27 protein-coding genes are annotated in these 24,474 nt (G+C 28.6%); 3 read left to right on the top strand and 24 right to left on the bottom strand.

Annotated elements, in window-relative coordinates; all coding sequences use genetic code 11:
* Nucleotides 1-115 precede the first annotated feature (115 nt).
* The 13 genes from BN854_RS04135 to BN854_RS04075 form a co-directional block, all read right to left on the bottom strand.
* Nucleotides 116-1,045 carry an NAD(P)/FAD-dependent oxidoreductase gene (locus tag BN854_RS04135; RefSeq protein ID WP_026659366.1) on the bottom strand — a complete coding sequence of 310 codons (930 nt, stop codon included), beginning with the start codon at nt 1,043-1,045 and terminating at the stop codon, nt 116-118.
* A gap of 269 nt (nt 1,046-1,314) precedes the next feature.
* Entirely contained in the window at nt 1,315-1,857 is a 543-nt protein-coding gene (locus BN854_RS04130) for a hypothetical protein (RefSeq protein WP_026659357.1), read from the bottom strand.
* Nucleotides 1,858-1,968: 111 nt separating this feature from the next.
* Nucleotides 1,969-2,415 (bottom strand): GNAT family N-acetyltransferase, encoded by a 447-nt coding sequence (locus tag BN854_RS04125; protein WP_026659348.1) that lies wholly within the window; start codon nt 2,413-2,415, stop codon nt 1,969-1,971.
* A gap of 145 nt (nt 2,416-2,560) precedes the next feature.
* Nucleotides 2,561-3,103 (bottom strand): GNAT family N-acetyltransferase, encoded by a 543-nt coding sequence (locus tag BN854_RS04120; protein ID WP_026659343.1) that lies wholly within the window; start codon nt 3,101-3,103, stop codon nt 2,561-2,563.
* 89 nt (nt 3,104-3,192) lie between these two features.
* A complete protein-coding gene (locus tag BN854_RS04115) occupies nt 3,193-3,420 on the bottom strand; it encodes a PF20097 family protein (protein WP_026659334.1) in 228 nt (75 codons plus the stop codon).
* 379 nt (nt 3,421-3,799) lie between these two features.
* Nucleotides 3,800-4,234: a hypothetical protein gene (locus BN854_RS04110; protein WP_026659332.1), complete on the bottom strand. Its 435-nt coding sequence runs from the start codon at nt 4,232-4,234 to the stop codon at nt 3,800-3,802.
* A 255-nt stretch (nt 4,235-4,489) separates the two neighbouring features.
* The gene (locus tag BN854_RS04105; RefSeq protein ID WP_026659322.1) at nt 4,490-4,768 is read right to left on the bottom strand and encodes a hypothetical protein; all 279 of its coding nucleotides are present in this window, start codon (nt 4,766-4,768) and stop codon (nt 4,490-4,492) included.
* A gap of 377 nt (nt 4,769-5,145) precedes the next feature.
* Nucleotides 5,146-5,706 carry a GrpB family protein gene (locus tag BN854_RS04100; RefSeq protein WP_026659318.1) on the bottom strand — a complete coding sequence of 187 codons (561 nt, stop codon included), beginning with the start codon at nt 5,704-5,706 and terminating at the stop codon, nt 5,146-5,148.
* 391 nt (nt 5,707-6,097) lie between these two features.
* Nucleotides 6,098-6,403, bottom strand: coding sequence for a hypothetical protein (locus BN854_RS04095; protein ID WP_045959767.1), 306 nt, complete (start codon nt 6,401-6,403; stop codon nt 6,098-6,100).
* A 327-nt stretch (nt 6,404-6,730) separates the two neighbouring features.
* On the bottom strand, nt 6,731-7,144 hold the full coding sequence (locus BN854_RS07475) for a hypothetical protein (protein ID WP_026659308.1): 414 nt from the start codon (nt 7,142-7,144) through the stop codon (nt 6,731-6,733).
* 212 nt (nt 7,145-7,356) lie between these two features.
* The gene (locus tag BN854_RS07470) at nt 7,357-7,701 is read right to left on the bottom strand and encodes a transposase (RefSeq protein WP_026659303.1); all 345 of its coding nucleotides are present in this window, start codon (nt 7,699-7,701) and stop codon (nt 7,357-7,359) included.
* A 97-nt stretch (nt 7,702-7,798) separates the two neighbouring features.
* Entirely contained in the window at nt 7,799-9,409 is a 1,611-nt protein-coding gene (groL, locus tag BN854_RS04080; protein ID WP_026659300.1) for a chaperonin GroEL, read from the bottom strand.
* A 25-nt stretch (nt 9,410-9,434) separates the two neighbouring features.
* Nucleotides 9,435-9,695, bottom strand: a complete 261-nt coding sequence (locus BN854_RS04075; protein ID WP_026659298.1) for a co-chaperone GroES — start codon at nt 9,693-9,695, stop codon at nt 9,435-9,437.
* Between the two features lie 202 nt (nt 9,696-9,897).
* Here BN854_RS04075 and BN854_RS08105 point away from each other — a divergent pair, with 202 nt between their 5' ends.
* Entirely contained in the window at nt 9,898-10,302 is a 405-nt protein-coding gene (locus BN854_RS08105) for a transposase zinc-binding domain-containing protein (protein WP_045959762.1), read from the top strand.
* Between the two features lie 294 nt (nt 10,303-10,596).
* Here the strand turns inward: BN854_RS08105 and BN854_RS04065 are convergent, their stop codons facing one another.
* The 11 genes from BN854_RS04065 to BN854_RS04015 form a co-directional block, all read right to left on the bottom strand.
* A complete protein-coding gene (locus BN854_RS04065) occupies nt 10,597-10,890 on the bottom strand; it encodes a hypothetical protein (protein ID WP_026659296.1) in 294 nt (97 codons plus the stop codon).
* Nucleotides 10,891-10,929: 39 nt separating this feature from the next.
* Complete coding sequence (locus tag BN854_RS04060; protein WP_157868342.1) at nt 10,930-11,154, bottom strand: hypothetical protein; 225 nt, start codon at nt 11,152-11,154, stop codon at nt 10,930-10,932.
* Nucleotides 11,155-11,879: 725 nt separating this feature from the next.
* Entirely contained in the window at nt 11,880-13,709 is a 1,830-nt protein-coding gene (locus tag BN854_RS04055; RefSeq protein ID WP_026659295.1) for an ABC transporter ATP-binding protein, read from the bottom strand.
* A gap of 1 nt (nt 13,710) precedes the next feature.
* Complete coding sequence (locus BN854_RS04050) at nt 13,711-15,447, bottom strand: ABC transporter ATP-binding protein (RefSeq protein WP_026659294.1); 1,737 nt, start codon at nt 15,445-15,447, stop codon at nt 13,711-13,713.
* 324 nt (nt 15,448-15,771) lie between these two features.
* Complete coding sequence (rlmD, locus tag BN854_RS04045; RefSeq protein ID WP_026659293.1) at nt 15,772-16,932, bottom strand: 23S rRNA (uracil(1939)-C(5))-methyltransferase RlmD; 1,161 nt, start codon at nt 16,930-16,932, stop codon at nt 15,772-15,774.
* Nucleotides 16,925-17,662 carry a rhamnogalacturonan acetylesterase gene (locus tag BN854_RS04040; protein WP_026659292.1) on the bottom strand — a complete coding sequence of 246 codons (738 nt, stop codon included), beginning with the start codon at nt 17,660-17,662 and terminating at the stop codon, nt 16,925-16,927. The genes rlmD and BN854_RS04040 overlap by 8 nt, the downstream gene beginning before the upstream one ends.
* A gap of 24 nt (nt 17,663-17,686) precedes the next feature.
* Entirely contained in the window at nt 17,687-18,760 is a 1,074-nt protein-coding gene (locus BN854_RS04035; protein ID WP_026659287.1) for a CPBP family glutamic-type intramembrane protease, read from the bottom strand.
* Nucleotides 18,761-18,817: 57 nt separating this feature from the next.
* Nucleotides 18,818-19,411, bottom strand: a complete 594-nt coding sequence (locus BN854_RS04030) for an alpha/beta hydrolase (protein WP_026659282.1) — start codon at nt 19,409-19,411, stop codon at nt 18,818-18,820.
* Entirely contained in the window at nt 19,401-19,817 is a 417-nt protein-coding gene (locus tag BN854_RS04025) for a MarR family winged helix-turn-helix transcriptional regulator (protein ID WP_026659281.1), read from the bottom strand. The genes BN854_RS04030 and BN854_RS04025 overlap by 11 nt, the downstream gene beginning before the upstream one ends.
* 1 nt (nt 19,818) lies before the next feature.
* Entirely contained in the window at nt 19,819-20,805 is a 987-nt protein-coding gene (locus BN854_RS04020) for a ring-cleaving dioxygenase (protein ID WP_026659276.1), read from the bottom strand.
* A 1-nt stretch (nt 20,806) separates the two neighbouring features.
* Nucleotides 20,807-21,997: a DUF896 domain-containing protein gene (locus BN854_RS04015; protein ID WP_026659271.1), complete on the bottom strand. Its 1,191-nt coding sequence runs from the start codon at nt 21,995-21,997 to the stop codon at nt 20,807-20,809.
* Nucleotides 21,998-22,159: 162 nt separating this feature from the next.
* Between BN854_RS04015 and BN854_RS04010 the strand changes: the two genes are divergently transcribed.
* Together BN854_RS04010 and BN854_RS04005 are read left to right on the top strand one after the other, a co-directional pair.
* A complete protein-coding gene (locus tag BN854_RS04010; RefSeq protein WP_026659265.1) occupies nt 22,160-23,290 on the top strand; it encodes a glycoside hydrolase family 88/105 protein in 1,131 nt (376 codons plus the stop codon).
* Nucleotides 23,291-23,337: 47 nt separating this feature from the next.
* Entirely contained in the window at nt 23,338-24,456 is a 1,119-nt protein-coding gene (locus BN854_RS04005) for a glycoside hydrolase family 88/105 protein (protein WP_026659256.1), read from the top strand.
* Nucleotides 24,457-24,474 lie beyond the last annotated feature (18 nt).

The raw sequence follows: 24,474 nt of genomic DNA, 5'->3' as shown, positions 1-24,474 counted from the left end.
TCTATTACAGACATTTAAGTTACCCGTTATTATTTATTCCATCAAATATAAAAGAAAAAGAAATGACTGATCACTTCTTTTAATTTAAGTCTAATCTTAAGTACAAATATATTTTCTAGAAGTTATAAGCATACTTTTCTTCACTTTTTTTATATGACTCATTGACCATTTCAGCATGTATTGCAATAGCTACAGAAAGCCCTTGTGCGACTGCTGTAGCTATTTGATAACTGCCTGAAAGTTTAACATCGCCTGCTAAGTAGACACCAAAACAGCTTGTTTTTCCCTCTACTGTTGTTTTAATAATATTCTTTTCTTTTTCTAAATTGAGTTTATCAGCAAACTCAAGATTCATTTCTACAGAGGTTTTAATAAATGCTGCATTTCTCTGATATACTTTTTTATTTTCTAATTCTATTGATTCAAGTAGACCATTATTACCATGCAAAGCCTTAATTTTTTCGTTAACTACTTTAATACCATTTTCAAATAAAATATTTATTTCTATTTCACTTAAGACTTTTTTACCATTAGTAAAAACAATTAAATCGTTATTCCATTGAGAGATCATTTTAACGTAATGGTAACTATGCTCATCTTCTAGAAATAACGCCAACTGGTGGTCTTTATGTTCCCATCCATCGCAAAAAGGACACGGAAAGATGCTTTTACCATAATATTCTTTAAAACTTTGATATTCTGGTAATTTATCTTTTACGCCACTAGCAATGATAACTTTTTTTGATTCATATACTTTTTTTTCATTAGTAGTTACAAAAAAAGTATTATTATCTTTTATAATATCAATTGCTTTATTTTGAAGTCTTACAATATTTGGATATTTTTTTAAGTCCTTATAAGCTTTTTCATAAAATTCCTTGGGACTTATACTATCGTTAGTCAAAAAGCCATGTGTTTCATATGTGACTCTATTTCTTGGTAAATCTTCACTTATAACTAATACCAAACGCTTAGCTCTTCCTAACGTTAATGCAGCGCTTAGACCTGCAGGTCCACCACCAATAATAATTACATCATAATTCATTGTAATATCCTCTTTTCTTCTTTTAGTGTATAAGAAGAATAGCACCAGATCTTTCTTAATGCAAATCATTTGCATTAAGGTAAATATTTTACAACTTATTATTTTTATATACTCAAGTAAATTTAAAAAGAAATACATCAAATACAGTTTCTAAAACTATATAATGATCACGATTACTTAACTTTTAATTTTTTCTAATCTGTTAAAAGTAGCCCTTGAATACTAAAATAAATGAACTATTTTCTTAATGGTATTTTTTTATTTAACTCCTAAAATAACTTGCCAATAATAGCCATTATACTAAACATCGTAACGATAATTGAAAATATAATAAAATAAAATATAAAAAATCCAGTATTTTTTATGAATTTACTACCGTCATTTGTAGAGCGATACTGAATAACTAAAGGGTGTTGGTAACTTTTAAATAGCCAAATATCATAAAATCTTTTTTTAAATTTTTTCCATGTTATAAAGAAAATAATTGTTATAGTTAATGTAATTACTATTGATATCATAACAGCATAGGGAAAATCTATGAACCCGTTGTAATTATGGAAAATATTAGGAAGACTTCCTATGGTTTCTAGTATAATCAGTAAACCCATGACAAGCCCTAAAAATGCTGAAACAGTTGGGATAAGGATAATTACTTTTAAAGGGATATAATATATCAAAACTGTTTTTCTTGAATCCAATTTTTTTTCATTCTTAACAATGTATTTAATAGCAACCGGTAATAACAGATATATGCTTATAATGAAAGTTATTACTGAACTTAGAAAAATTAAACTATATGATGTAGATTGCATAATATACCTACTTTCTAGAGGTGGTAAATTAAAAAATTATGTGAAGTTTTACTGTAAGACACAATATCAATCAAATACTTACTATTAAGTTTATAAAAATTATATTTATCATTAATCTTCATAATAGTGAAGATGTAATAGCGGATAATTTCTTCCCTGGCTATCTAACTCTAATCTACTTTTAATCTCAAACCCTATTTTTAGATAAAAATCTAGAGCTTGATGATTTTGTTCATTCACATCCACGTATTTTACGTTTAAATTCTTTATTGAAAAATCTACAAGTTTTTTTCCTATACCTTGGTTTCTAAACATAGTATCAATAAACAACATTTCTATTTTCCTATTTTCAACGCCTATAAAACCAAGCATTTCATTTTCCTTTAAAAAAACAAATAAGTTCTCTATACTCATAAGAGCATCATTGACTTCAGCTTTGATTGCTATAAGATTTTTTTCTGATAAAAAATGATGAGTTTCTCTAACTGAATTTTCCCAAATGGTTAACAGTTTATTAACAAAATCAATTCGAGTATTCATTGGTATATTTTTAATCATAATTTAGTTTTCTCCTTTAAAATGAATATGATATAAAAAATGATAAGTAGTTTTTTCTATTACTACTAATCTTTAATGACCAACTATTTTTATTTAGTATCATATCCATTTTGATACGATTGGCTTGTGCAATTAAATAGATTGTTTATTTTAAATTCATCCATTTTTCTTTGGTTAGGATGTTGGTATGACCAGTACGATATTCATCTAAAAGAGTCAATTTAATATTGGGTGTCGTTCGATAATAAGTAAAACCGCACTTTTCTTGTAGACCTTTAGATTTTATATTTCCATCGTAGTATCCACACCAAATAACATTCATCCCAAGTTCTTCAAAGCCATAACGAATAAGTTCTTTTACCGCTTCTGTCATATAACCATTTTTCCAAAATTCTTTTCCAAGCCAATATCCTAATTCACATTCATCATTCTTGTCACTCATGTTGGTATGGCCATTTAGTTTGAGTTCAATGCTTCCAATTGCCCTATTATTTTCTTTCAAGCATATAGCATAGCATTCTTTTCCATTAAGAACATTTTTAATAACTGCTTTACTTTCGTCTAGGCTCTTATGTGGAGGCCATCCTGCAATGGGACCAACATCAGGATCTTTTGCGTACTCAAACAAACTTTCCGCATCACTGCTATTCCAAGGGCGTAATATTAATCTTTTAGTTTCTAATTTCATTTTTATACCTTCTATTTAAATTAATTTTTTACTATATGAGTAATATATTATAAACAAATATTTAAAATTCTCAATAAAGATCTTATCCTTTACTCATTCTTTTTAACAGATATAATAATTGTTTCACATTCTGAACAATAATTAGCTATTGTCTTTTTTCTTGTAAAAAGCGGAAATTCAGATATAGCAAAACCATCCTTAGATGTAGTAAATATTGTTGCCGGTATTTTACCATCTTTTTTAATCCATTGATTACGCATTGTAATTGCTGGAATAAAACCTTCTTCCATTTCTTTTTTACAGTAAGGGCATATCATAGAATTTTCACTCCTTTTTTTGACAGAACTATAACAAAATTTATAACTATTATACTGAAACTAAGTATAATAAAAAATGCTATAATAATCACTCGAATTATAGCATTTTTACTCAATTTATTCAAATATATATCTAAGATTTTTAAGCTCTAGCAATATTAAACATCATATGAATCATATAGTTAAAACAGATTTCTTGTTTATTCATAGTCCAGAAAAAAACATTATCTATATTTTTTTTAGTTTTCTAATCTACTTGAACTCATTTAGTAATAGCAAGAAACCAATAAAATTTGCAAGAATTTTATTGATTCAAACAATTACTTTTACAGGATTTTTCAGATAAGACTTAGACATGTTTACTGTTGAGATTAGTTTATTAATGAGAAACTCTATTTTTATTGAGCCTATTTACATTTATTATAACTGTTATGATCATCAATGCACTTGTAAATGCATATGTTTGTATCACTAATCCAAATGAAGTATTAAAGAAATAATAAACTATAACTGCAAGTGTTAAAACAGCTACATTCAATACTATCTGAGCTATAGGTTTGTATACTTTAGTTAGTAATTCATTCATTTTATCTGTCTTGAATAATACATATAGAATATTAATCATCCATAGTATTAATGTAATCATAAATCCAAAATAAGCTGTGCTCTTAGAAATAATTTGGACAAAATCATTTTGCGAATATTCAGAACTGACTTCCAATACAGAAATAAAATTAAATACTGATTGAATCAAATAAAGTATGCAAATGACTAATGCTATGCTTATAAGAACTACTCTAATTTTTTTCTGCATAAATTCTCCCTTCGCGATAAAATGAATACACTCTTGCTTAGCCTATTAAGTGATTCAATAACTTCTTCATTTATTTTACTTAGCTAAGTATTTCATAAATTTTGATATTCAGGATGTTATCTAATCAATTATATGAGTTTATTTTATCGATACTCTTTTAATATCTCTTTGAGTTCTTAGTACGTTTGATATATCTTTTATTAAATCTGATATTACAACTATATTTTCATGATATTTTTATTCTGATAATCTACTTTAAAATTGAATGATTAATACAGTAAATGCAATTATAAGACCCAGTAAAACTGATAATTGTATAAAAAGAAACGTTAAACTCTTATTATTCGTATATTCATCAACTGTCTTATCTTTACTTTGCTTTGCAATGACTTCAAATGTTAGAGCAATTACAACTGCAGATAATTGAAATGCCATTTGAGCAATAGTTTCATTAATCAAAAAGCCTAAAGCTCCCAATAAATATATACTTCCATTTAAAAAAATAAATAATTTAGTCTTATATAATTCCTTCATCTTATTTAACTCCTGACTTTACAGACTAAGAAACATTTCAAAATCTGTATTTACTTTCTTTGACTCTGACTTGATTATTAACCTTAGATAGGCAATAAAGCATTAACAGATTTCGCTATATTCAATACAATATACAATGATCCCTATATATGAATACTATTTTAAATTAGTAATACGCTTCAGCATAGTTTAATATACAAATACTGACATAAAATCAGTTTTATCATTAGTTCTTGTAACAATTAAAATACCGTATTCTTTACTTAACTGTTTCTAAATTTTGTCAGAATAATTGTTTTAATAACTGATATTAAGTTCTGAACATATAACTATTTTTACAATCTTTATTGTGCCTATAATGAGAACAATATTTTTTATTAAATATACTTCTTGTTCTTATAAAGTATTTTAGCCTCACTTGTTATATTGTTAATGAATTCTGTTTTAGCTTCCGTATAACCATCACGATCATGTTCATAAATTTTCCATAGTTTTAATTTTAAAGACTCATATGCTTTAGAAATATCCTCATGTTCTATCAAAAAATCTCTAAAATATAATTCATCAATATCATTTGTTTTTCTAACATGAATATGAAAGACTCTATCTGCAAAACCTTCTGGAGTGTATCCTTTATTAAAAGTAGCCCTTCCATTTTTTTGGTTCATTAGAATATAGTTATTACCTTTTAATTTGTCTACTACATGAGCAAATTCGTTTTCCTCAACAATAATCATAATATCAACAATGTCTTTAGCATATATAGTTGATATAGCCGTACTGCCAATATGTTCAATTTTATTTACTCCTAGTAAATCAGTTAATGGTGTCTTTTCATCACTAAACCACTTTTCCCACTCTGATTTATGTGGCACTAGAAAAATAGGAAACAATTCCCATAATTCTTTTAGAGTCATTTCACTTAATTTTTTCTTCATTATAAGCCCTCCTTTATATCATTTAAAATGAAAGATTGTTAATTTAGCACCATTTTTTTAAAGCCAAAATGCTATAACTCTCACTTGAATTATAGCACTTCAATCATACTTATTTCAAAATTTTATAATCATTCTTTAAACTATACTTAATTTTAGTTCACCTATAGTTAAAAATTTTTTTGATACAGAATATTTACTAATTTCAGTCAAATACTAGACTGATAAATTTTAAAATTTTATCGTTAGACTCTAACTTTTTATTTTAAGGAAAGCAATACCACGTTCTCTATATGCGGGGTCAGGTGCGAATTGCTTGAAAAATAGGTCTTGTGTGTATCGAAGTAATATGAAAACACTTGTTTTCATATTCACTCATACAATATAAAATGTATCAAAGAAATATATATTTGATTTTAATAATTGAAATGTCAATTGTTTGAAGTGAAGTTATCTTTTTTGTTGCTTTTAAAAAATCATTTAATGAATTATTCATAACACAAAAACGGGTTACAAAAACATCCTTTTTTTCAACATCTTTTTTTAACATATCATTCATTGTTTCATAAGATTCTTTCAACTTACTATATCGAAAAATAATAATATTTATTTCTTCTGTTTTTTTTCTAACTTTTCTTCTATGTGCAGCATTTAAACTACTAATTATCAAAGCAACTAAAAAACCTGTTCCTAAGCTCATCGTAATATCATAATCAAAGGAATTCTTATCTTGAAGTGTACTAGAATATATAAACGAAATCAGCATTAGAATTACAGAAACAATAGTAACCAATTATTTGAAAAAAACCTATTAAAATACCATGAAGATTTATACTTGATTGTCATTCTTTCATATTTATCATTATAATTTGGCAGTATATCTAATCTAAGATAAAATGGTTTTATACATTCCTCAAAGACCGTACCCAGTAGAACATAAGAATTATCAAAAAATTCTTTAATCTCTGGTAAATCATATTTTTCTTTAAAATAGTTCCAAAAGTTGACTTGTACCCGCTTATATTCATCAGAAAAAATATTTGTATATACTGTATAGAGTATTATAATCATTGCGGTCATTAAATATATCTAGATGTAAAATGTATTCATCACTTACACCAATTTGAATATTATAACCCGATTTTAACTGACTATTACGCATATGATCTTCCTTCATATGCATAAATGTCGCGTCCTTATCGGTCCTGGAATAAGAATTACGACTTAGCCCTATTGTTTCTAAATGATTTTGATACTCTACGAGTTTAGTCAAGTATTTATTAATGTGCTCATAATACTTTTGTAGCGCCGTTTTTCTCTGACCTTTTCCATACTTGAATTCAACTAATGCTTTTTCTGCTTCTATTACTAAAAAATCTTCAATCTTTTTTAAATACTCTATTTCATAAACATCATAAATTGAAAAATAGATACCAAACATTTGATATCTTTCATTTAATTCTTCAATCTTTTTAGTTATTTTCTTATATAACTTATCTCTAAATTTCTCAATCGAACCTCGCCATACAAATGTATATTTGTTGGCGACTGATTCAATCTTTGTTCCATCTATATATAACTTTTCAGTATTAATATTTTCTTTCTCTATCAGATGTTTGGTTAATTCATAGAAGATATTATCAATTCAATTAACTAAATATTTATCCATAAAGTTTTAATTGTCTGGTGGCTAGGCATTAGTTCATCGGTTAGCCACATTATTCTAATATCGTTTCTTGCTGCTTTTTCCATTGCTCTTAAAGACTGTATTTTTTCCATTTGACAAAACATGATCAGTTTTAACATTTGAACAGAATTATAACCGATTCGTCCTCTTTGGTCTTTATCGATTATTAAGTATTTTTTTATCTCCAGTTTACTAAATACTTCGTCAAAAGTTCTAACTTCACTATCAAAAGGTATTTTTATGTCTAATTCTAGTGGTAATTTTAACTGTTTTGAGTTAAAATTATTATGTATTATTTGATTAGTTTGCATACTACAATTATACCAAAAAACCGCCCTGAAATTCCAGAGCGGTTTTCTTGTTATTTAGGTTGTAACTATTTTATTTCGTTACAGCCCCTTTTTTATTTTAATACATTTGTGGTGTAGGTATGGTTTGTTCTTTATCTTTAATTTCAACAACAGCAGCTTCAGATGTAATCATTAATGCACCAATGCTAGAGGCATTTAAAATAGCATTTCTTGTAACTTTTGTTGGGTCTATAATACCTTCTTTGAGCATATTAACCCATTTGCCTTCTTTTGCATCAAATCCAAAATCTTTATTTTGTTTTCTTTGTTCTGTTAATATATCTTGACCATCATATCCAGCATTTTCTGCAATTTGATAAAGTGGTTCGGATAGTGAATCAATTACAGCTAAAATACCTTTATATATATCTATGTGACTATCTTTAAGTGTTTGTTTAAGTTCTGTTTGAATGTCAACTAAGATAGAACCTCCACCTGCAACTATACCTTCTAAAATAGCTGCTTTGGTTGCATTTAATGCATCTTCTATTCTTAATTTCTTTTCTTTAAGTTCAGCTTCAGTTGCTGCACCTACTTTAATAATTGCCACGCCACCAGCAAGTTTAGCAAGTCTTTCTTGTAGGCGTTTTTTATCATAATCTGAAGTAGATTGATTTACTTGTGCCTGAATTTCTTGAATGCGTTTTTCAATCAATTCTTTTTTACCTTGTCCACCTATAAGTGTTGTTGTATCTTTTTTAACTAATGCTTTTTGAACTAAACCAAGATCTTCTAGTTTTAAATCTTGAAGTTTCATTTGTAAGTCTTTTGCATAGAAGGTTGCACCAGTTAGAATTGCAATATCATTTAACATATCTTTTTGGTTGTCACCAAAGCCAGGGGCTTTAGTTGCAACAACATTAAATGTTCCTCTAAGTTTATTTAATATGAGTGTAGATGTAACTTCATTTTCAATATCATCAGCAATAATTAATAAAGGTTTATTTGCTTTAACTACTTGTTCTAGTATTGGTAAGATATCTTGAATTGTTGAAATTTTTTGATCTGTTACTAAAACATGAGGATTTTCTAGTTCTACGGTCATTGTTTCACGGTCATTTATAAAATATGGTGAGATATAACCCTTATCATACTGCATACCTTCAACAACTTCTAACTCCGTTTCAAATCCTTTAGACTCATCTACTGAAATCACACCATTTTTTGAAACTCTGTCCATTGCCTCAGCAATAATTTTTCCAATTTCTCTAGAAGATGCACTAATACTTGCAACATTTTCTATGTCTTCTCTTGTTTCAACAGGTCTAGATTTTTCTAATAACTTTTTAGCCACTTCTTTACCGGCACGCTCAATACCTTCTCTAACTAAAACTGGGTTTGCACCATTATCAACTGCTTTAAATCCTTTATGGATAATGGATTGTGCTAGTAATGTTGCAGTAGTTGTACCATCTCCTGCAACATCATTAGTTTTTGATGCAACTTCATATAATAGTTTAGCACCCATATTTTCATATGGATCTTTTAATTCAACTTCTTTTGCAATGGATACACCATCATTGGTAATTAGTGGAGAACCATATCCTTTATCTAAAACAACGTTTCTTCCTTTAGGTCCAAGGGTGATTTTTACTGTATTAGCAAGTAAATCTACCCCTTTAAGTAAAGATTGTTTTGCATCTTTACCATAACGAATTTCTTTACTCATTTAATAGTAACCTCCTTATGATTAATTATTTTTCTACGATTGCGAGTATATTTTTTGATTGAACTAATAAGTATTCAACCTCATCTAGTTTGACTTTGGTTCCAGCATACGACTGATAAATAACTTCATCATTTACCTTGATATTTTCAACTTTTGGACCTATTGAAATTACTTTACCCATGGCTGGTTTGTCTTTATCTTCAGTCGCCAAGATAATACCACTGACAGTAGTCTTTTCTTCTTTTTTAACTGATAAAACGACATAGTCTTCTAATGGTCTAATCACAATATCACCTCCATTTCTGGCACACTACTTATCTTAGTGCCAATCTAATTATTATTATATTCAAATAAAAAATGTTGTCAAGTCTTGCAGATCAAAAATGTGATATCTACCAAATGTTGTAAAAAATAGGTGATAAATCACCCTTTATTAAACCCGGTATCTAATATCGGTTTTCTTTTATAATATAATTGGGTGATGTCAATTGAATTATTGTATACCAGAAACTTTAGTAAATGAATTTCTCAAACACTCTAACCTAAGATCTAATCATGGTTGTTATACCATTACTGATACCTTTAAAGATTATTGGGATGACTTTTTAACAAATAATCCACATTTAAATATTCGACCAACTGTTCATGAAAATGTTAAACGTATTTTAGAATGCCGTACACCTAAATTAGGTTATGCATTATTTGAATGTCCTAATTGTGAAAATTATCATATCGCTTATCATACCTGTAAATCTAGATTTTGCAATTCGTGTGGTGTTAAATACGTAGTGTGTATGCCCAAAATAATTTACTTGACTGCTCCCATAGACATATCACCTTTACAATACCTAGTTCCTTATGGAACCATTTTAGACGTAAACGTTCTAGACTAAATTTATTATTTGAAGCGGTGAACCAAACCCTTAAATATATGTTACTTAAACATGGTAAATATAAAAACTATCAAGCCGGATTATAAATATCAATATAAGAATGTACAATTTTGTGCAATTAAGATTCCTCACTTTTACTATATTAAAAGCACTTCCATATATCAAAATGAGTTCATCAATTGTTCCTAGTTTCAGTACTATATTTTCTTCATTATCACTTGATGAATTACTTAACTCGGTCATATAATAATTATAGAGCTTGTATAACTCTGAGACTATACTAGTTCCATGCTCTTATAATTCTTCTTCAATAATTGATACAATCTCAATTGCATCAGAACCATCTATTTCTGGCTTTTGAATCTCTGAAAGGTTACTATTGTAGCTATCAGAAAGCGAATGGCTTAATGTTTCATTTGGTTGGTTACGCTTCATTGTATTAATCATTGAATGGTCATGTGATTCATGAGTGTACTCATGAGTAAGTGCAAATTGATTGATTGATATTGCAAAAAAAGAAATTGTTACAATAACAGTTAAAAAAATTGCTAGAAACAAAGTGGTTATTTTTTGCTCGATTATTTTCATAGTTTATCTCCTATTATATTTTTTTATATTTATTTAAAATTATGTGCCACTGATAAAGACAATAAGATAATTACTTTCAATAATGTATATAAAATATATGGCTGAATCCGATATTTCTAGATACAAATACGGATCATCCCAATTCACGCAGTACTCGTCCGGCACACTAGATGCTCTTTTGTAACTTTCAAATCTTGAGTCATATTCCCACTCAAAATCTTCATTTCTTTCTTCTTGAAAACTATGTTGAGACAAAAAATCCAATGGTTTCTCTTCAAATTTAAACACAGTATATTGGGAACGCCGTCCAGGTACAGGAAAAAAAGCCATATCACATGCGATATGGCTGTTTTCCTATAAACTTGATGGCTTTATAAGGCTATTTTAATTCAAGCAATACAATGTTCTCTACGTGCGGGGTAAGGTGTGAATTGCTTGAAAAAAGTTCCTCGTGTGTATTGAAGTAATATGAAAACACGTGTTTTCATATTTACACATGCAATATAAAATATAGCGTAGTAACATATTTCTTATAATTTCTTATAATTTTTTATTATTTATGATAAAACCACTGATAAATCAAATATTTTCTTATCTCTTTTATTTGTTAGATCAAAACTATCATCTATCAACTTATAAACTTCATTTGAATCATCAATATTATCTAAAACGATAGAAATTCAATTTTCTATATTCATATGATATGCCTTTAAATACCTTATATTTTCCCTAAAAAAATCGGTCATATCTCTATCAACTTCAACATTTAAGATTGTTATAATTTCATTCCATCAAGCCCCAATTTATCTTTACTGACATCCATAATAAGTCCAAACCATTTTATATTTCTCTGATGTCTCATAACAGCATAATCAGGAAATAATCTAAAAGGATAATCTGGACTTACTTGATATGTCTTTTTGACATAGTCAAGCGCATCTTATCTTGTCATAGGTATTATGATGAACACATATTATTGACTTACTAGATTAATTATTCATAAATTGACTATTATATAGTTCTGCATACATTCCATTTTTAGTAATTAATTCATCGTGATTTCCTGACTCAACAATATTTCCCTTGTTCATTACTAAAATAAGATCAGCATTTCTAATCGTTGAAAGCCTGTGTGCAATAACAAAACTTGTTCTATCCTTCATTAGTTCTGCTAATGCTTCTTGGATTTTCTTTTCAGTGATTGTATCAATATTTGAAGTTGCCTCATCTAATATGAGTATTGGTGGATTGGCAACTGCGGTTCTTGCAATGGTAAGTAATTGTTGTTGTCCTTGAGATACTATGCTTGCATCACTAGAAATGATCGTATCATAACCATATGGCATCATTTCAATAAAATGATGACTTTGAGCTAACGTTGCTGCTGTTTTTATCTCTTCTAATGTTGCATCTTTTTTACCATAAGACAAATTATCTTTAACACTGCCTTCAAATAACCAAGTATCTTGAAGTACCATTCCAAACATTTGTCTAACATCACGTCTAGCCATATTTTTAGTATCAACGCCATCAATTAATATTTGCCCTTCGTTGATTTCATAAAATCTCATTAGAAGATTTATCAGTGTTGTCTTACCTGCACCAGTCGGTCCGACAATAGCGATCATTTGCTTAGGCTTTGCTATAAAACTTACACCGTTCATAATCATTTCATCTTGATTATATCCAAATTTAACATTTTTGAACTCAACCTGTCCCTTAGTTTTTTTAATCACAATTGGATTTTCGATATCGGAAACTTCATCTTTCATATCGATAATTTGATAAACACGTTCAATTGATGCAAGTGATGCTTGAAATGAATTGATTATAAAGGATGCTTCTGTAATAGGTTCAGATACTTGTGATACATATTGAAGATACGCTTGAACAACACCAACAGACATTTTCCTTTGAATCGCAAAGACTGCTCCAACAACCGCACTCACAATAAAAGCGATTTGATTTAAAAATCTTACGGCAGGATAAATCGCATAGTTCATAAACATTGCTTTAAGGTGGGCATCATGCTGTTTCCTATTTGACTCTTTTACACGCTCGATTGATTCATCTTGCTGATTAAAAACTTTAACCAGTGTATTGCCTGTGACCATTTCTTCAACTAAACTATTAAACTCCCCCAACGTTTCAAAGTTTTCAGCAAATGCCTTTTGACTTTTTTTAGAAATGAACATTGTTGTGTATGAACTAATCAATATAAGTACAAAAACAATCAGTGTTAATATTGGGCTAATATAAATCATGACAACAAGACCAATGATAATATTAAACACCGATGATAAAAACTGGTTAAATCCCACAACAAGTATCTCTGCAATTCTTTCAATATCCACAGAGTTTCTACTTAAGATTTCACCTACCTTAATATCATCATAAAATTTAAGTGGTAATCGATCCATTTTATCAGTCATGAGTTGTCTTAAATATGTACCTGAGTCCTCACTAACTACGGCCATTATGCGTTCTTGAATAAATGAAAATATAAATGATAAAATTGATGCAATCAACAGACCAATCAGCGGCCAAGTAATCACATGAATGACTTGTTCAAAACTAAAATTACCTATACCAAAATCTGTAATGAGTTTTGCTACATTATCAATAGCAATCCCCATAAACCATGGAATAGCTGTATACATGACACTACCTAAAATGGCCATTGTAATAACCGTGAAAATGCTTTTTTTACGTTGCATTAAAAGTTTGATAAATAGCTTTAATGCATGTTTGATATTTTGTGGTTTTTCAGTTACTGTTTGATTTTTTAGTTTATTTCTCTTTCTTCTTAGATTAAACATACTATTCTTCACCTACTTTAATGTGCTGTGATTTTGCAAAATCTTGATATGTTTGATTGTTCTTAATTAATTCTTCATGTTTTCCAATACCGATTATTGTTCCTTTATCCATTACAATAATCTTATCAGCATGCATAATGGTGCTTACACGTTGTGCAATAATCAATAAGGTTTTCTCACTAAATTCTTCTTTAAGTGCCATTCTCAACTTAGCATCTGTTTTATAATCAAGCGCTGAGAAACTATCATCAAAAATATATAGATCTGCAGGTTTGCACAATGCCCTAGCAATTGAGATTCTTTGTTTCTGGCCACCAGAGAAGTTTTGGCCACCTCGAGCAACAACTGAATCATATCCATGATCTAGTGATTGAATAAAATCATCTGCTTGAGCTACCTTTGCTGCCTTAATCATTAATTCATCTGATACATCTTTATTGTGAAATTTAACATTATCACGAATCGTCCCAGTAAATAAAAATGCTTTTTGTGGTACGTAACTAATCTTATCTCTAATGTCGTCTTGTTTTAAATCTTCTATACTTAAGCCGTCTAAGTAGATTGCACCTTTACTAATGTTATGTAATTTTAATAAGAGTTTTGCAACTGTACTCTTTCCAGAACCTGTCGCCCCAATAATAGCAACCGTTTCACCTTTTTTAATATCAAAATTAACACCGTCAAGTGCATAGTTTTCTTTACCATCATAGTCAAAATGAACATGCTCAAACTTAACTAATATATTTGTCTCTATTTCTTTAATCTTATTTTTAGATTTAATTGGATCATTAACAGTGGGTTTTAAGTCAAGAATATACTCAACTCTTTTTAAAGCTGCATAAGCACGTGGAATCATGACAATCACTAGCGCTGCCATAACAAGTGTTAAAATTGCTAGTGTTGTATATTCAATAACAGCTGTTACTTCACCAATAGGTATAGCGCCTTGTTGTACATCAAATAAACCAACCCATAAAATAGCCATCATTGAAAAGCCTAATGTTGCATAAGCAATCGGTGATAACCAAGCAAATAGTTTGTTAATCTTTTTCATATTATCCGCATGATCTTCAAATGTTTTATTGGTTCTTTCTTTTTCATATTTTGAGTTATCAAATGCTCTAATAATTCTAACTCCTACAAAAAACTCTCTTAACACTAACATCATTTTGTCCAAGAACTTTTGAATATCATTTAGATATCTAAATGAAATCCAAGTTACTATGACTGCAACCAACATAAATGTGCCCACTGTCGCAAGAGCGATATACCCTAAGTCAATAGAAACACCAAACGACATAATCACAGCGACAATGCCAATGACTGGTCCATGCAAAATCATTTGGAAAAGCATGATAACTACTTGTTGGATATTAACAACGTCTGATGTTATACGTGAAACAAATGCAGACGTACCATAATTTTCAACTTCATTAATCGATAGTTTTTGTATGTGTTCGAAAATACTCAATCTTAGAAACGTCCCAAACTTAGTAGAAGTTACAGCTGAATAGTAACTGCATAAGATTGATACAACTACACCTATGATAGCAACAACGCCCATTTCGATTCCTAGTCTTATAACAACATTCAAATCATTTTTTAAAATGCCATCATCAACAATGTGTGCAACTAAATAGGGAATATACAAAATAGTTATTAATTGAATAATCAATAGTAAAAAAGTCATAATCACTAATAGTTTATTCTTCTTGATAAACGCCAAAATTAATTTCATAATTTCTCTCCTTGATTTTTACTAATAATTAAAAAAATAAAAGGACGCCAAGAGTGCTTCTTCGTATTGCCTACGAAGCACTTTTAACGTCCCAATATCATCCGGCGATGATTATTAGCGTATTTTACAATTTCTATATTATCACATCTATTTTTTTAAGTCAATAATTTCTCACTCACTTTAGCAGGATATATTTAAAAACAGTATTATTTTAAAACTCATTTCTTTGCAGAATAAATCTATAGTACAACTCTTAACTTCTAATTTAATATATCAAATAAAAAAGTCTATTTTATATAAATACCTTTGTTAGGGTGTAATTTCCTATTTCAAGGAAAGCAATACTACATTCTCCACATGTGCGGTATACGAGAACATATCAAATCCTTGTACACTCTTAATTTCATAGTCGTTTAATAAACTCTTTAAATCTCTAATCTGTGTTTTTGGATCACAAGATATATATACAATTTTTTTAGGTTTAATCCTAAGAACAGTTTCTAAGAAATTTCTACTTGCCCCATCCCTTGAAGGGTCCATAATTAATGTATCAATTTGTTTGATATTAACAAGGCTTCTTTCTACATCATCACAAATAAATTCAACATTTTCAATATTATTTAAAACTTGATTAAATTTAGCATCTAAAACAGCATTTTGGTTCACTTCAATACCAATGACTTGTTTAGCTTTAACAGAAGCTAATAAAGTGATTGTGCCTATTCCACTGTATGTATCAACAACCATATCATTTTTATTAAGATTTGCTTGTTCTAATGCATAGTGATATAGATTTTTCATTTGGTATGGATTCACTTGATAAAATGATTTATAGTGTATTCTAAATTCTATGCCATCAATTTCATCATAAATATAGCCTTTTCCGTATAGAATCTTATCCTTATCACCTAGAACTACTGGAGTTTCTCTATCTTGAATATTTTGAACCACTGTCATGATATTAGGACATTCGCTAATAATGTCTTTTACAATTAATTTATGGTTAGGCAGTAACGTAGATTGTGTAACTAAAACTAATAACATTTTTCCAGTACTTGCTGATTTTCTCATAAGTACATGTTTTAAAGTACCTTTAGGTTCAAATCTATTATGTGCTCTAATTTTATATTTTAGTAATATTTTTTCTATTTTTATTAAAGCATCATTAATCTCTTTATCTTGAATATGATGGTTAATTTTAGGATCTATTTGTTTACTTCCTTCAATAAATAAACCTAGTTTTAATTCAAACTTATTATTTTTTTTAATATTAACCGCTGACAATATAACTTTATGTCTATAAAATTCAGGTGATGGATTTTCTACAATATGATGTTGGCTCAGATCATAGTTAACTTCTTTAAATAATTGTTTTAAATACTCATCTTTGACTTCTAATTGTTTTTTATAAGGCATATTCTCAAAAGGACTTGATTTATGCATATCAAAACTTGAATCATCAAATTGAACTACTATTTTATTCATATAAATATTTCTTTTCTAATTCTTCTTTAATTTCTTTTTGAGTTAAAATCTTAGTTGAATCAATTTTATTTTTAAATTCTAATGAAGAATTTAAAATACTTTCTGATACTAAACTTGCGATCATCTTAGCACCTAAGTCACAAAAATGTGTATTATCTTCTTTACCTTCAGGATAGTTTTTACTATCTGTAGGTTTTAATTGAACAAATAATTTTCTTGATAAATCTTCTCCTAAGTATGTATACAGTTTTTGGGTTGCTGTAAATAAATCTAGAGAAACAACATTTTCTTTTTTAGCTAATTCTAAAGCAGCTTGAGGATAATCTTCAACTGCTTTTGGATCTAAACTTCCATCTTCTAAAAACTTTCTTCTACTTACAGAACTGAAAATAACAGGTATCACACCTTTTTCTCTAGCACTATTAATAAATATTTTTAGATTTTCTTGATATTCACCGAAAGGTTCAGTGAATCTGGCAGGATCTTTAATTTTTCCATCGTTATGTCCAAATTGAATAAATAAATAATCACCTTTTTCAAATAAAGGAATAATATCACTTAATCTATTTTCATTTAAAAATGACTTTGTGCTTCTTCCATTTTGTGCTACATTAATAATTTCAATAGGCTCATTTAAATACTTGTAGAGTTTTTCTCCCCATCCAGTTTCTGGTCTTTTATTTAATTCTTTTTTTGCTGCTGTTGAATCTCCTGTTATAAATATTTTCATACAATAATCCTTCTTTCTGTCTTCTTAAATAATATGTAAAATGAACAATGCTGCAGTATTAATTGCTAAGTTAGCAAATAAGTGAATCATATAGGTTGGTAAAATACTTTTCGTTTTTTCAGTGATATATCCAAAAACCATTCCAACTATCATTAGACTAGCTAATGCAGCCAAAATAGGCCAAACACTTACCCATGTTCCTATAATTGCTAAATGGTAAATACTGAATATAAATGCTGATATGATAATGGCATATTTAGTTTTGAAAAACTTTTTAAATCCTTCTTGTAAAAACCCTCTAAAAAATAGTTCTTCAAGAAGTGCATTGACAATAGGTATATAGAAAAATACTGTCATAAAATTACTTTCTGTAATACCTAGATTCTTTTCTAAAGCCTCCGGAATAGTAGAAAAGTCCATCCAGTTTCTTATGACAAAATACCCACCTAATACAAACCCGTAAACTACTATACCTAAGACAATCGAAATATATGTATTTTTCTTATCTAATCTAAATATTTTTTTAATATCCAAGACTCTAACTTTTAAATATGCATAAGGTATTCCTAAAAACATAATTAGTTTAAAGGCTGCTTTATACCAGTAACACCAGTTTAGAAAATCTGTTAGTCCTACTAAAATAATTGTAAAAAGCATGATACCTATTAATTCAAGGATACTTTTTGTTTTACTTTTTTTCAAATCTTTTGTTAATTCTAAAAAGATTTCACTATCCGTCTCATAGGTCAGCATGTCTAAAACTTTATCACTTTTTTCCCAATATATTTCTGAAACTTCTTCTTCCTGATTTTTAGAATCACTTGTTACAGCTTCAGAAAGAAAAAAAGTAACTTTTTTCATGATGCCTTCTTTAGGACTATATGATATATCTTTATACTTAGTTTCATCTATTTTAATTAAAATGCCTGTTTCTTCATAAACTTCTCTTTTGACTGTTACAATTTCAGTTTCATCGTTTTCCATATGACCTTTTGGAAAACTAATATGTCCACCATTTTTATGTTTTATTAAAAGAAATTTATATATTCCATTTTCTAGTTTATAAACAACACTGCCACAAGAAAATTCATTTTTCATATATCTAACCTCACTTGTTATTAGTATAACAAAAAAATGGACTTTTTATAAGTCCATTTAGTGCTTTTCATACCATTTCTTAAGTTCAGTAACTTCTTTTTGTGTGATACTATGTCCTTGATCAGTCATCTGTATAGTTAAGTTGCTATTAGCGTTTTTTAAATGGTTTATTAATTGATTGATTTCTTCTTTAGTTGAATAAGGATCGTCGTAAGATGTTGATAAAAAAATGTTGGTTTGGCTGAGTTCAGGCATAGACTCATCTTTTAATAAACTAGGATGTAATAGTATCATATAAGTATACTTATTAGGATACACTTTTAATAAACTTTGAATCATATTTGCTCCATTAGAGTATCCTATTAAATAGATTTTTTTGTCACTTAATTGATGTTCTAAGATAATCCTATCAATTGTTTCTGAGACAATATGTGTTTCATCTAAAAGGTTAGCATAGTCATAAACACCAACCGCACTTCGTTTAAAAAAGCGTCTTGCCCCATATTCTAAGACATTACCTTCTAATCCAATGTAGGTTGCATTAGCATCAAGATGATTTGATATTGGTAGTAGACTATCTGCATCTCCACCAGTACCATGAAACATTATAAATACTTTTTCATTGGTTCCCTTTTTTATTTTATAGTTCATTTGCATATCCTATTTTTTTAAGTAATTCTCTTAAATTTTCTTGTTCGTCTTTTGTTAATGTTTCAGTGAGTGTATCTAGAAAAATATAATGTTCTTTTAATATTTCTTTCATTTTTCTATGTCCTTCGATTGTTAATTGAACCTTATAACTTCTTTTATCAACTTCATCTCTTTTTCTTTCAATTAAATTGAGTTTAGTTAGTTTATCTAATGTATATGTCATACTGCTATTAGGGACTAAAATTTTTTGGCATAGTTCATTAACATAGAGTCGCTCTTTCGTATAAAGTGCTTCTAAAACTCCAAATTCAGATAAATTAAGTCCATGTTGCATGGTATCTTCTTTTATCTTTTCTTCAAGTTTTTTTGTTGCCTTAAAAAGAACTGTGATTAAATGAGAGGGCATCTTAGAAATACTCCTTTTTAAATGTTTTATCACTACGCTTGGTATTAATAGGTCTTACAACACTTTCAACATAATCTCGTCTATCTCTGAATCTAGGAGGTAATGCTAACATTTCTCCTAGTGTTTCATAAGGTTCTTGATCATCAATAAAGCCAGGTCCCTCGGTTGCTAATTCAAATAAAATATTAGGGTATAGTCTTGTATAAAGTGATTCAAAGTAAAATCTATCTACTAAGCCAGAGTTGGGTGCTCTAAATTCTGCAAATTTCTTTTGCCAGTATTCTAATTCACTTCTATCTTCTACTCTAAAGGCAACGTGATGCACACCACCAAATCCTTGGACTGCATTTGGTAAAATAAGATTTTTCTCAACAATTACACTTGCTCCATTACCGCCAGTTCCCATTTCGTATAATGTGAATTGACCTTCTGTTTCTTTTTTTGTCATTCCTAGAATTTTACTTAACATTAAATCCATCGTATCAAAATTAGAAACTGTTAGAAAGATAGGTCCTAGTCCTGTAATCGCAAATTCATTAGGAACAGGTCCATTTAGCCATGGTGTTCCGCTTTCAATACCAGTATTGTTTTCATCTGAAAATAATATATATCTTTGATCATCAAAATCATTAAAATAAATGACTTTTTTACCAAACAATGTTTTAATTTCTGTATGTTTTACATTATAATGATTAAATCTTTTTAACCAATATTCTAATGCTTTATCGTTTGGTACTCTAAATCCTGTTCTTGAAATTTCATTAGTCCCAAATTTAGCTTTTGAAATTCCTTGGAAATCAAAGAATGTCATATCTGTTCCTGCACTACCTTTATCATCTGCAAAAAATAAGTGATAGGTATTGATGTCATCTTGATTAATTGTTTTTTTTACTAATCTTAATCCTAGTGTGTAAGTGAAAAATTCATAAATTTTTTCTGCACTACTAGTGATTGCTGTCACGTGGTGTATTCCTTTTAATATTTTCATGTTAGTTAACTTCCTTTTCTTTTTTTACAAAACTATTTTCTACATTGCCGTCTTTGTCTACTACTTGAACCTTTTCAATCATATTTCTAACGCCTCTTGTAATAGATGATACATATTCTTCTCTTAATTCTTTTCTTAACTTAAATTCATCTGGAGTTAATTCTCGCTCTTTTGCAATTCTTGCAAGTTTGTTAATTTCTTGCAATACTACTTTATGTCTATTTATCTCATCAAAACTCTTTTTATCTATATAATCATATTTTGTTAATTTTTGGTTTTCTTTTATAAATAAAGGCATGAGTTGATTCAATTGATTTTTATCTAAATTAGTAAATTGTTCTGGAATAATAAAATTTTTACCTAACTGGTCAATACTTTCATCTATTAACATTCCTGGTGTTTGGGTGGCTAATTCATATGTAATACCAGATTGTTCTTTAAAATAAATAGATTTGAAATATTTTCTATCTTTAACCTCTGTTACTTTAAAGCCCTCTTTGATCAGTTTTTCATGCCAAAGATTTATTTCATCGTCATTAACAGCATAAGCAATATGATGAACAGTTCCAATAGATTGAATCCCTAGTTCTTCTCTTATTTTATAAAGATCAACTAAACCACCTAATTGGTCATTTACTTTAAATCTATCAAATAAACTAGATTCATCTGTTTTTTGATATCCTAATTCTTTAAGCATATTTTCACTTTCAGGATTACCAGCATTTAAGATGACTCCATAAATACCTTTTATAGCAACTTCTTTTGTAACACCATTAAATTCATATAAGTTGGGATTTCCCAAATCAGTTTCTGTTAATTCAATTTCAATGTTATCTAAATCATTAAAACTTAAATATGTTTGCTTAAATCTTCTAGTATATGCGTATTCAATTTCAAATTTTCTAAGTCTATTTTCCCAAAAGGAAAAACTGTTTTTAGGAATTGCCAGAGTAATTGTTCTTACTTGTCCATCTCCTTTTAATCCTTGCTTAGCTAATGGGTGTGGGAAAAATGTTAATAGGCTTCCTACTTCTGCACTGTCTGTTCCAAAGTATAAATGATATTGTTGATTATTTTCATAATTGAGCGTTTTTTTAACTAATTTTAGACCTAAAAATCCTGAATAAAAATCAATTATTTCTTGTCCATGTCTTGATATTAATGAAATATGATGTATTCCTAATGTTTTCATATGTTACCTCCTAAATACTTCGCACTGTAATTATATTTCGAATTCGAAATATTTGCAAATAAATTGCTTGTCTCTTTTAAATAGTTTTATCGTAGGTTTGTCTTTTCTTTTTTTTAATGTATAATGATAGTAACAACAAAAAAATGAAAAGAGGACAGTTTAGTGAAGAATCAATCAATTGAACTTTTTATAAAAAAATTAATGAATGATACTAAAGATCCAGGCAAACCAGCTTGGAACATGGAAGTTTTAAGAGCTGGAAAAGAAAACAGATGGAACTATATCGATGGTTGTATGTTAACCTCTCTTATTGCATTATATGAAGAAACAAAAAATAAAGAATATCTAGACTTTGTTATCAGTTATGTTGATCATTATGTAAATGAAGATGGCGTTATTTTAGGTTATGACCCTACTCACTACAGTACAGATGATTTATCTGAAAGTAGAATTTTATTTGATTTATATAAGTATACTAAAAATGAAAAATATTTAAAGGCTATTGAGTTATCATATAGTCAAATTGCTAATCATCCTAGAACCAATGCTGGCAACTTCTGGCATAAAAAGATTTATCATGACCAAGTGTGGTTAGATGGTCTTTACATGATTCAACCGTTTTATACTAGATATAATACTCAATTTAATAAAAAAGAAGATTATAAAGATACCCTTAATCAGTTTAAGAATGTTAGAGCACTTATGTTTGATGAAGATAAAAAACTTTATTATCATGCATATGATGAATCTAAATCTCTATTTTGGGCTAACAAAAAAACTGGTTTATCTAAACACTTCTGGTTACGTGCAATCGGTTGGTATGCAGCAAGCTTAGCTGATGTTGCTTATTATATGGAAGATAGCGAAGGTAAAAAATATCTTGCATCTTTATTAAAAGAAACCATTGATGGCTTATTACAATACCAAGATCCTAAGACTAAAATGTTTTATCAAATCGTTGATTTAGGAACAAGAGAAAAAAATTATTTAGAATCTAGTGGTAGTGCTTTAATTGCATATGCTATTTTAAAAGCTACTAACAATAATTTATTAGACGCTTCTTATAAACAAATTGGTTTAGATATCTTTAATGGTATTTGCACTAACTTTTTAACAGATACAAATGGTGATTTAAATTTAGAAAATATTTGTCTTGTTGCCGGGGTTGGACCTGAATCTAATCCAAGACGAGATGGTTCTTATGAATACTATATGTCAGAACCAATTGTTAAAAACGATGCTAAAGGTGTAGGTCCACTGATTATGGCTTATTCTGAGGTTATTAAAGCTTAAAAGCTCTTTAGGGAGCTTATTTTTTTGAAAGTAGGTATGATTATATTATGAAACATTTAGAACATATTCAATTATATTATAAAGAAATTATTACTTCTAATCCCAAAGAACCTATTTGGAATGAAGGAAAATTAAACCCAAATTGGAACTATATTGATGGTTGTATGCTAACAGCACTTCTCTTTATCTACGATGTTACAAAAGAAAAAGAAATTATCAATTATGTTATAGCTTTTACGGATCAGTATGTCTTAAAAGACGGCACTATTAAAGGTTATGATCCAAAGAATTATAGTGCCGATGATGTCTCAGAAAGTAGAATTCTTTTCGACTTATACGAATATACAAAGGATGATAAATATCTTTTAGCTATTAAACAGACTAAAACTCAATTAAACTCTCATCCTAGAACTCAAACTGGCATATTTTGGCATAACAAGAATTTTTTAAATCAAGTATGGTTAGATGGATTATATATGACACATCCGTTTTACGCTAGATACAACCGTTTATATCAAGAGTTAGATAAAAATAATGATATTATCCATCAATTTAGTGAAGTAAGAAGATTTCTAAAGGCTAAAAATAACCTATATTATCATGGCTATGATGAATCTAAAGTGGTCTTTTGGTCTGATAAAGAAACTGGCCTATCAAGCAACTTCTGGCTTCGTTCTATAGGCTGGCACGTTGCTGCTTTAGTAGATACTGCCTCTTATTTTGAAAAAAAATCAGATGATTTCAATTTATTAGGAGTGTATTTAAAAGAACTTATCGATGCTGTTTTAGTATATAAAGATAATAAGACAAACTTATTTTATCAAGTTGTTGATAAGAAAGATAGCGTTGGTAATTACCTTGAAACAAGCGGTAGTGCTTTAATTTCATATAGTATTTTAAAAGGTGTTAGATTAGGACTACTAGATAACGCGTATGAAAAGATAGGAATTTCTATTTTTAAAGGGTTGCTAGATTATAAAATAGATTTTATTAATCACAAACTTATCGTAAAAGATATTTGTTTAACTGCCAGCTTAGGAACAACTAAATCATCTAATAAAGATGGGAGTGTTGAGTCTTATGTAAATGAACCCATTGTAGAAAATAACCCTAAAGGTATAGCACCTCTTTTGATGGTTTATTCTGAATACCTAAGACTAAAATAATAGTAATAATTTCATTAT

Source organism: Alteracholeplasma palmae J233 (assembly GCF_000968055.1).
Taxonomy (GTDB): domain Bacteria; phylum Bacillota_I; class Bacilli_A; order Acholeplasmatales; family Acholeplasmataceae; genus Alteracholeplasma; species Alteracholeplasma palmae.
Note: the sequence above shows the minus strand (reverse complement) of the source record. Positions and strands in the feature narration are given on the sequence as shown.

Bases quoted from the DNA above. Each gene is read 5' to 3' on its own strand.
- BN854_RS07475 (WP_026659308.1), bottom strand. From the start codon at position 7,144: ATGTTTGGTATCTATTTTTCAATTTATGATGTTTATGAAATAGAGTAT.
- BN854_RS04120 (WP_026659343.1), bottom strand. From the start codon at position 3,103: ATGAAATTAGAAACTAAAAGATTAATATTACGCCCTTGGAATAGCAGT.
- BN854_RS04135 (WP_026659366.1), bottom strand. From the start codon at position 1,045: ATGAATTATGATGTAATTATTATTGGTGGTGGACCTGCAGGTCTAAGC.
- BN854_RS07470 (WP_026659303.1), bottom strand. From the start codon at position 7,701: ATGCAAACTAATCAAATAATACATAATAATTTTAACTCAAAACAGTTA.
- BN854_RS04015 (WP_026659271.1), bottom strand. From the start codon at position 21,997: ATGAAAACATTAGGAATACATCATATTTCATTAATATCAAGACATGGA.
- BN854_RS04005 (WP_026659256.1), top strand. From the start codon at position 23,338: ATGAAACATTTAGAACATATTCAATTATATTATAAAGAAATTATTACT.
- BN854_RS04110 (WP_026659332.1), bottom strand. From the start codon at position 4,234: ATGCAGAAAAAAATTAGAGTAGTTCTTATAAGCATAGCATTAGTCATT.
- BN854_RS04055 (WP_026659295.1), bottom strand. From the start codon at position 13,709: ATGTTTAATCTAAGAAGAAAGAGAAATAAACTAAAAAATCAAACAGTA.
- BN854_RS04105 (WP_026659322.1), bottom strand. From the start codon at position 4,768: ATGAAGGAATTATATAAGACTAAATTATTTATTTTTTTAAATGGAAGT.
- BN854_RS04125 (WP_026659348.1), bottom strand. From the start codon at position 2,415: ATGATTAAAAATATACCAATGAATACTCGAATTGATTTTGTTAATAAA.
- BN854_RS04115 (WP_026659334.1), bottom strand. From the start codon at position 3,420: ATGATATGCCCTTACTGTAAAAAAGAAATGGAAGAAGGTTTTATTCCA.
- BN854_RS04025 (WP_026659281.1), bottom strand. From the start codon at position 19,817: ATGCCCTCTCATTTAATCACAGTTCTTTTTAAGGCAACAAAAAAACTT.
- BN854_RS04065 (WP_026659296.1), bottom strand. From the start codon at position 10,890: ATGAAAATAATCGAGCAAAAAATAACCACTTTGTTTCTAGCAATTTTT.
- BN854_RS04100 (WP_026659318.1), bottom strand. From the start codon at position 5,706: ATGAAGAAAAAATTAAGTGAAATGACTCTAAAAGAATTATGGGAATTG.
- BN854_RS04095 (WP_045959767.1), bottom strand. From the start codon at position 6,403: ATGAGCTTAGGAACAGGTTTTTTAGTTGCTTTGATAATTAGTAGTTTA.
- BN854_RS04035 (WP_026659287.1), bottom strand. From the start codon at position 18,760: ATGAAAAATGAATTTTCTTGTGGCAGTGTTGTTTATAAACTAGAAAAT.
- BN854_RS04040 (WP_026659292.1), bottom strand. From the start codon at position 17,662: ATGAAAATATTTATAACAGGAGATTCAACAGCAGCAAAAAAAGAATTA.
- BN854_RS04030 (WP_026659282.1), bottom strand. From the start codon at position 19,411: ATGAACTATAAAATAAAAAAGGGAACCAATGAAAAAGTATTTATAATG.
- BN854_RS04130 (WP_026659357.1), bottom strand. From the start codon at position 1,857: ATGCAATCTACATCATATAGTTTAATTTTTCTAAGTTCAGTAATAACT.
- BN854_RS04050 (WP_026659294.1), bottom strand. From the start codon at position 15,447: ATGAAATTAATTTTGGCGTTTATCAAGAAGAATAAACTATTAGTGATT.
- groL (WP_026659300.1), bottom strand. From the start codon at position 9,409: ATGAGTAAAGAAATTCGTTATGGTAAAGATGCAAAACAATCTTTACTT.
- rlmD (WP_026659293.1), bottom strand. From the start codon at position 16,932: ATGAATAAAATAGTAGTTCAATTTGATGATTCAAGTTTTGATATGCAT.
- BN854_RS04020 (WP_026659276.1), bottom strand. From the start codon at position 20,805: ATGAAAATATTAAAAGGAATACACCACGTGACAGCAATCACTAGTAGT.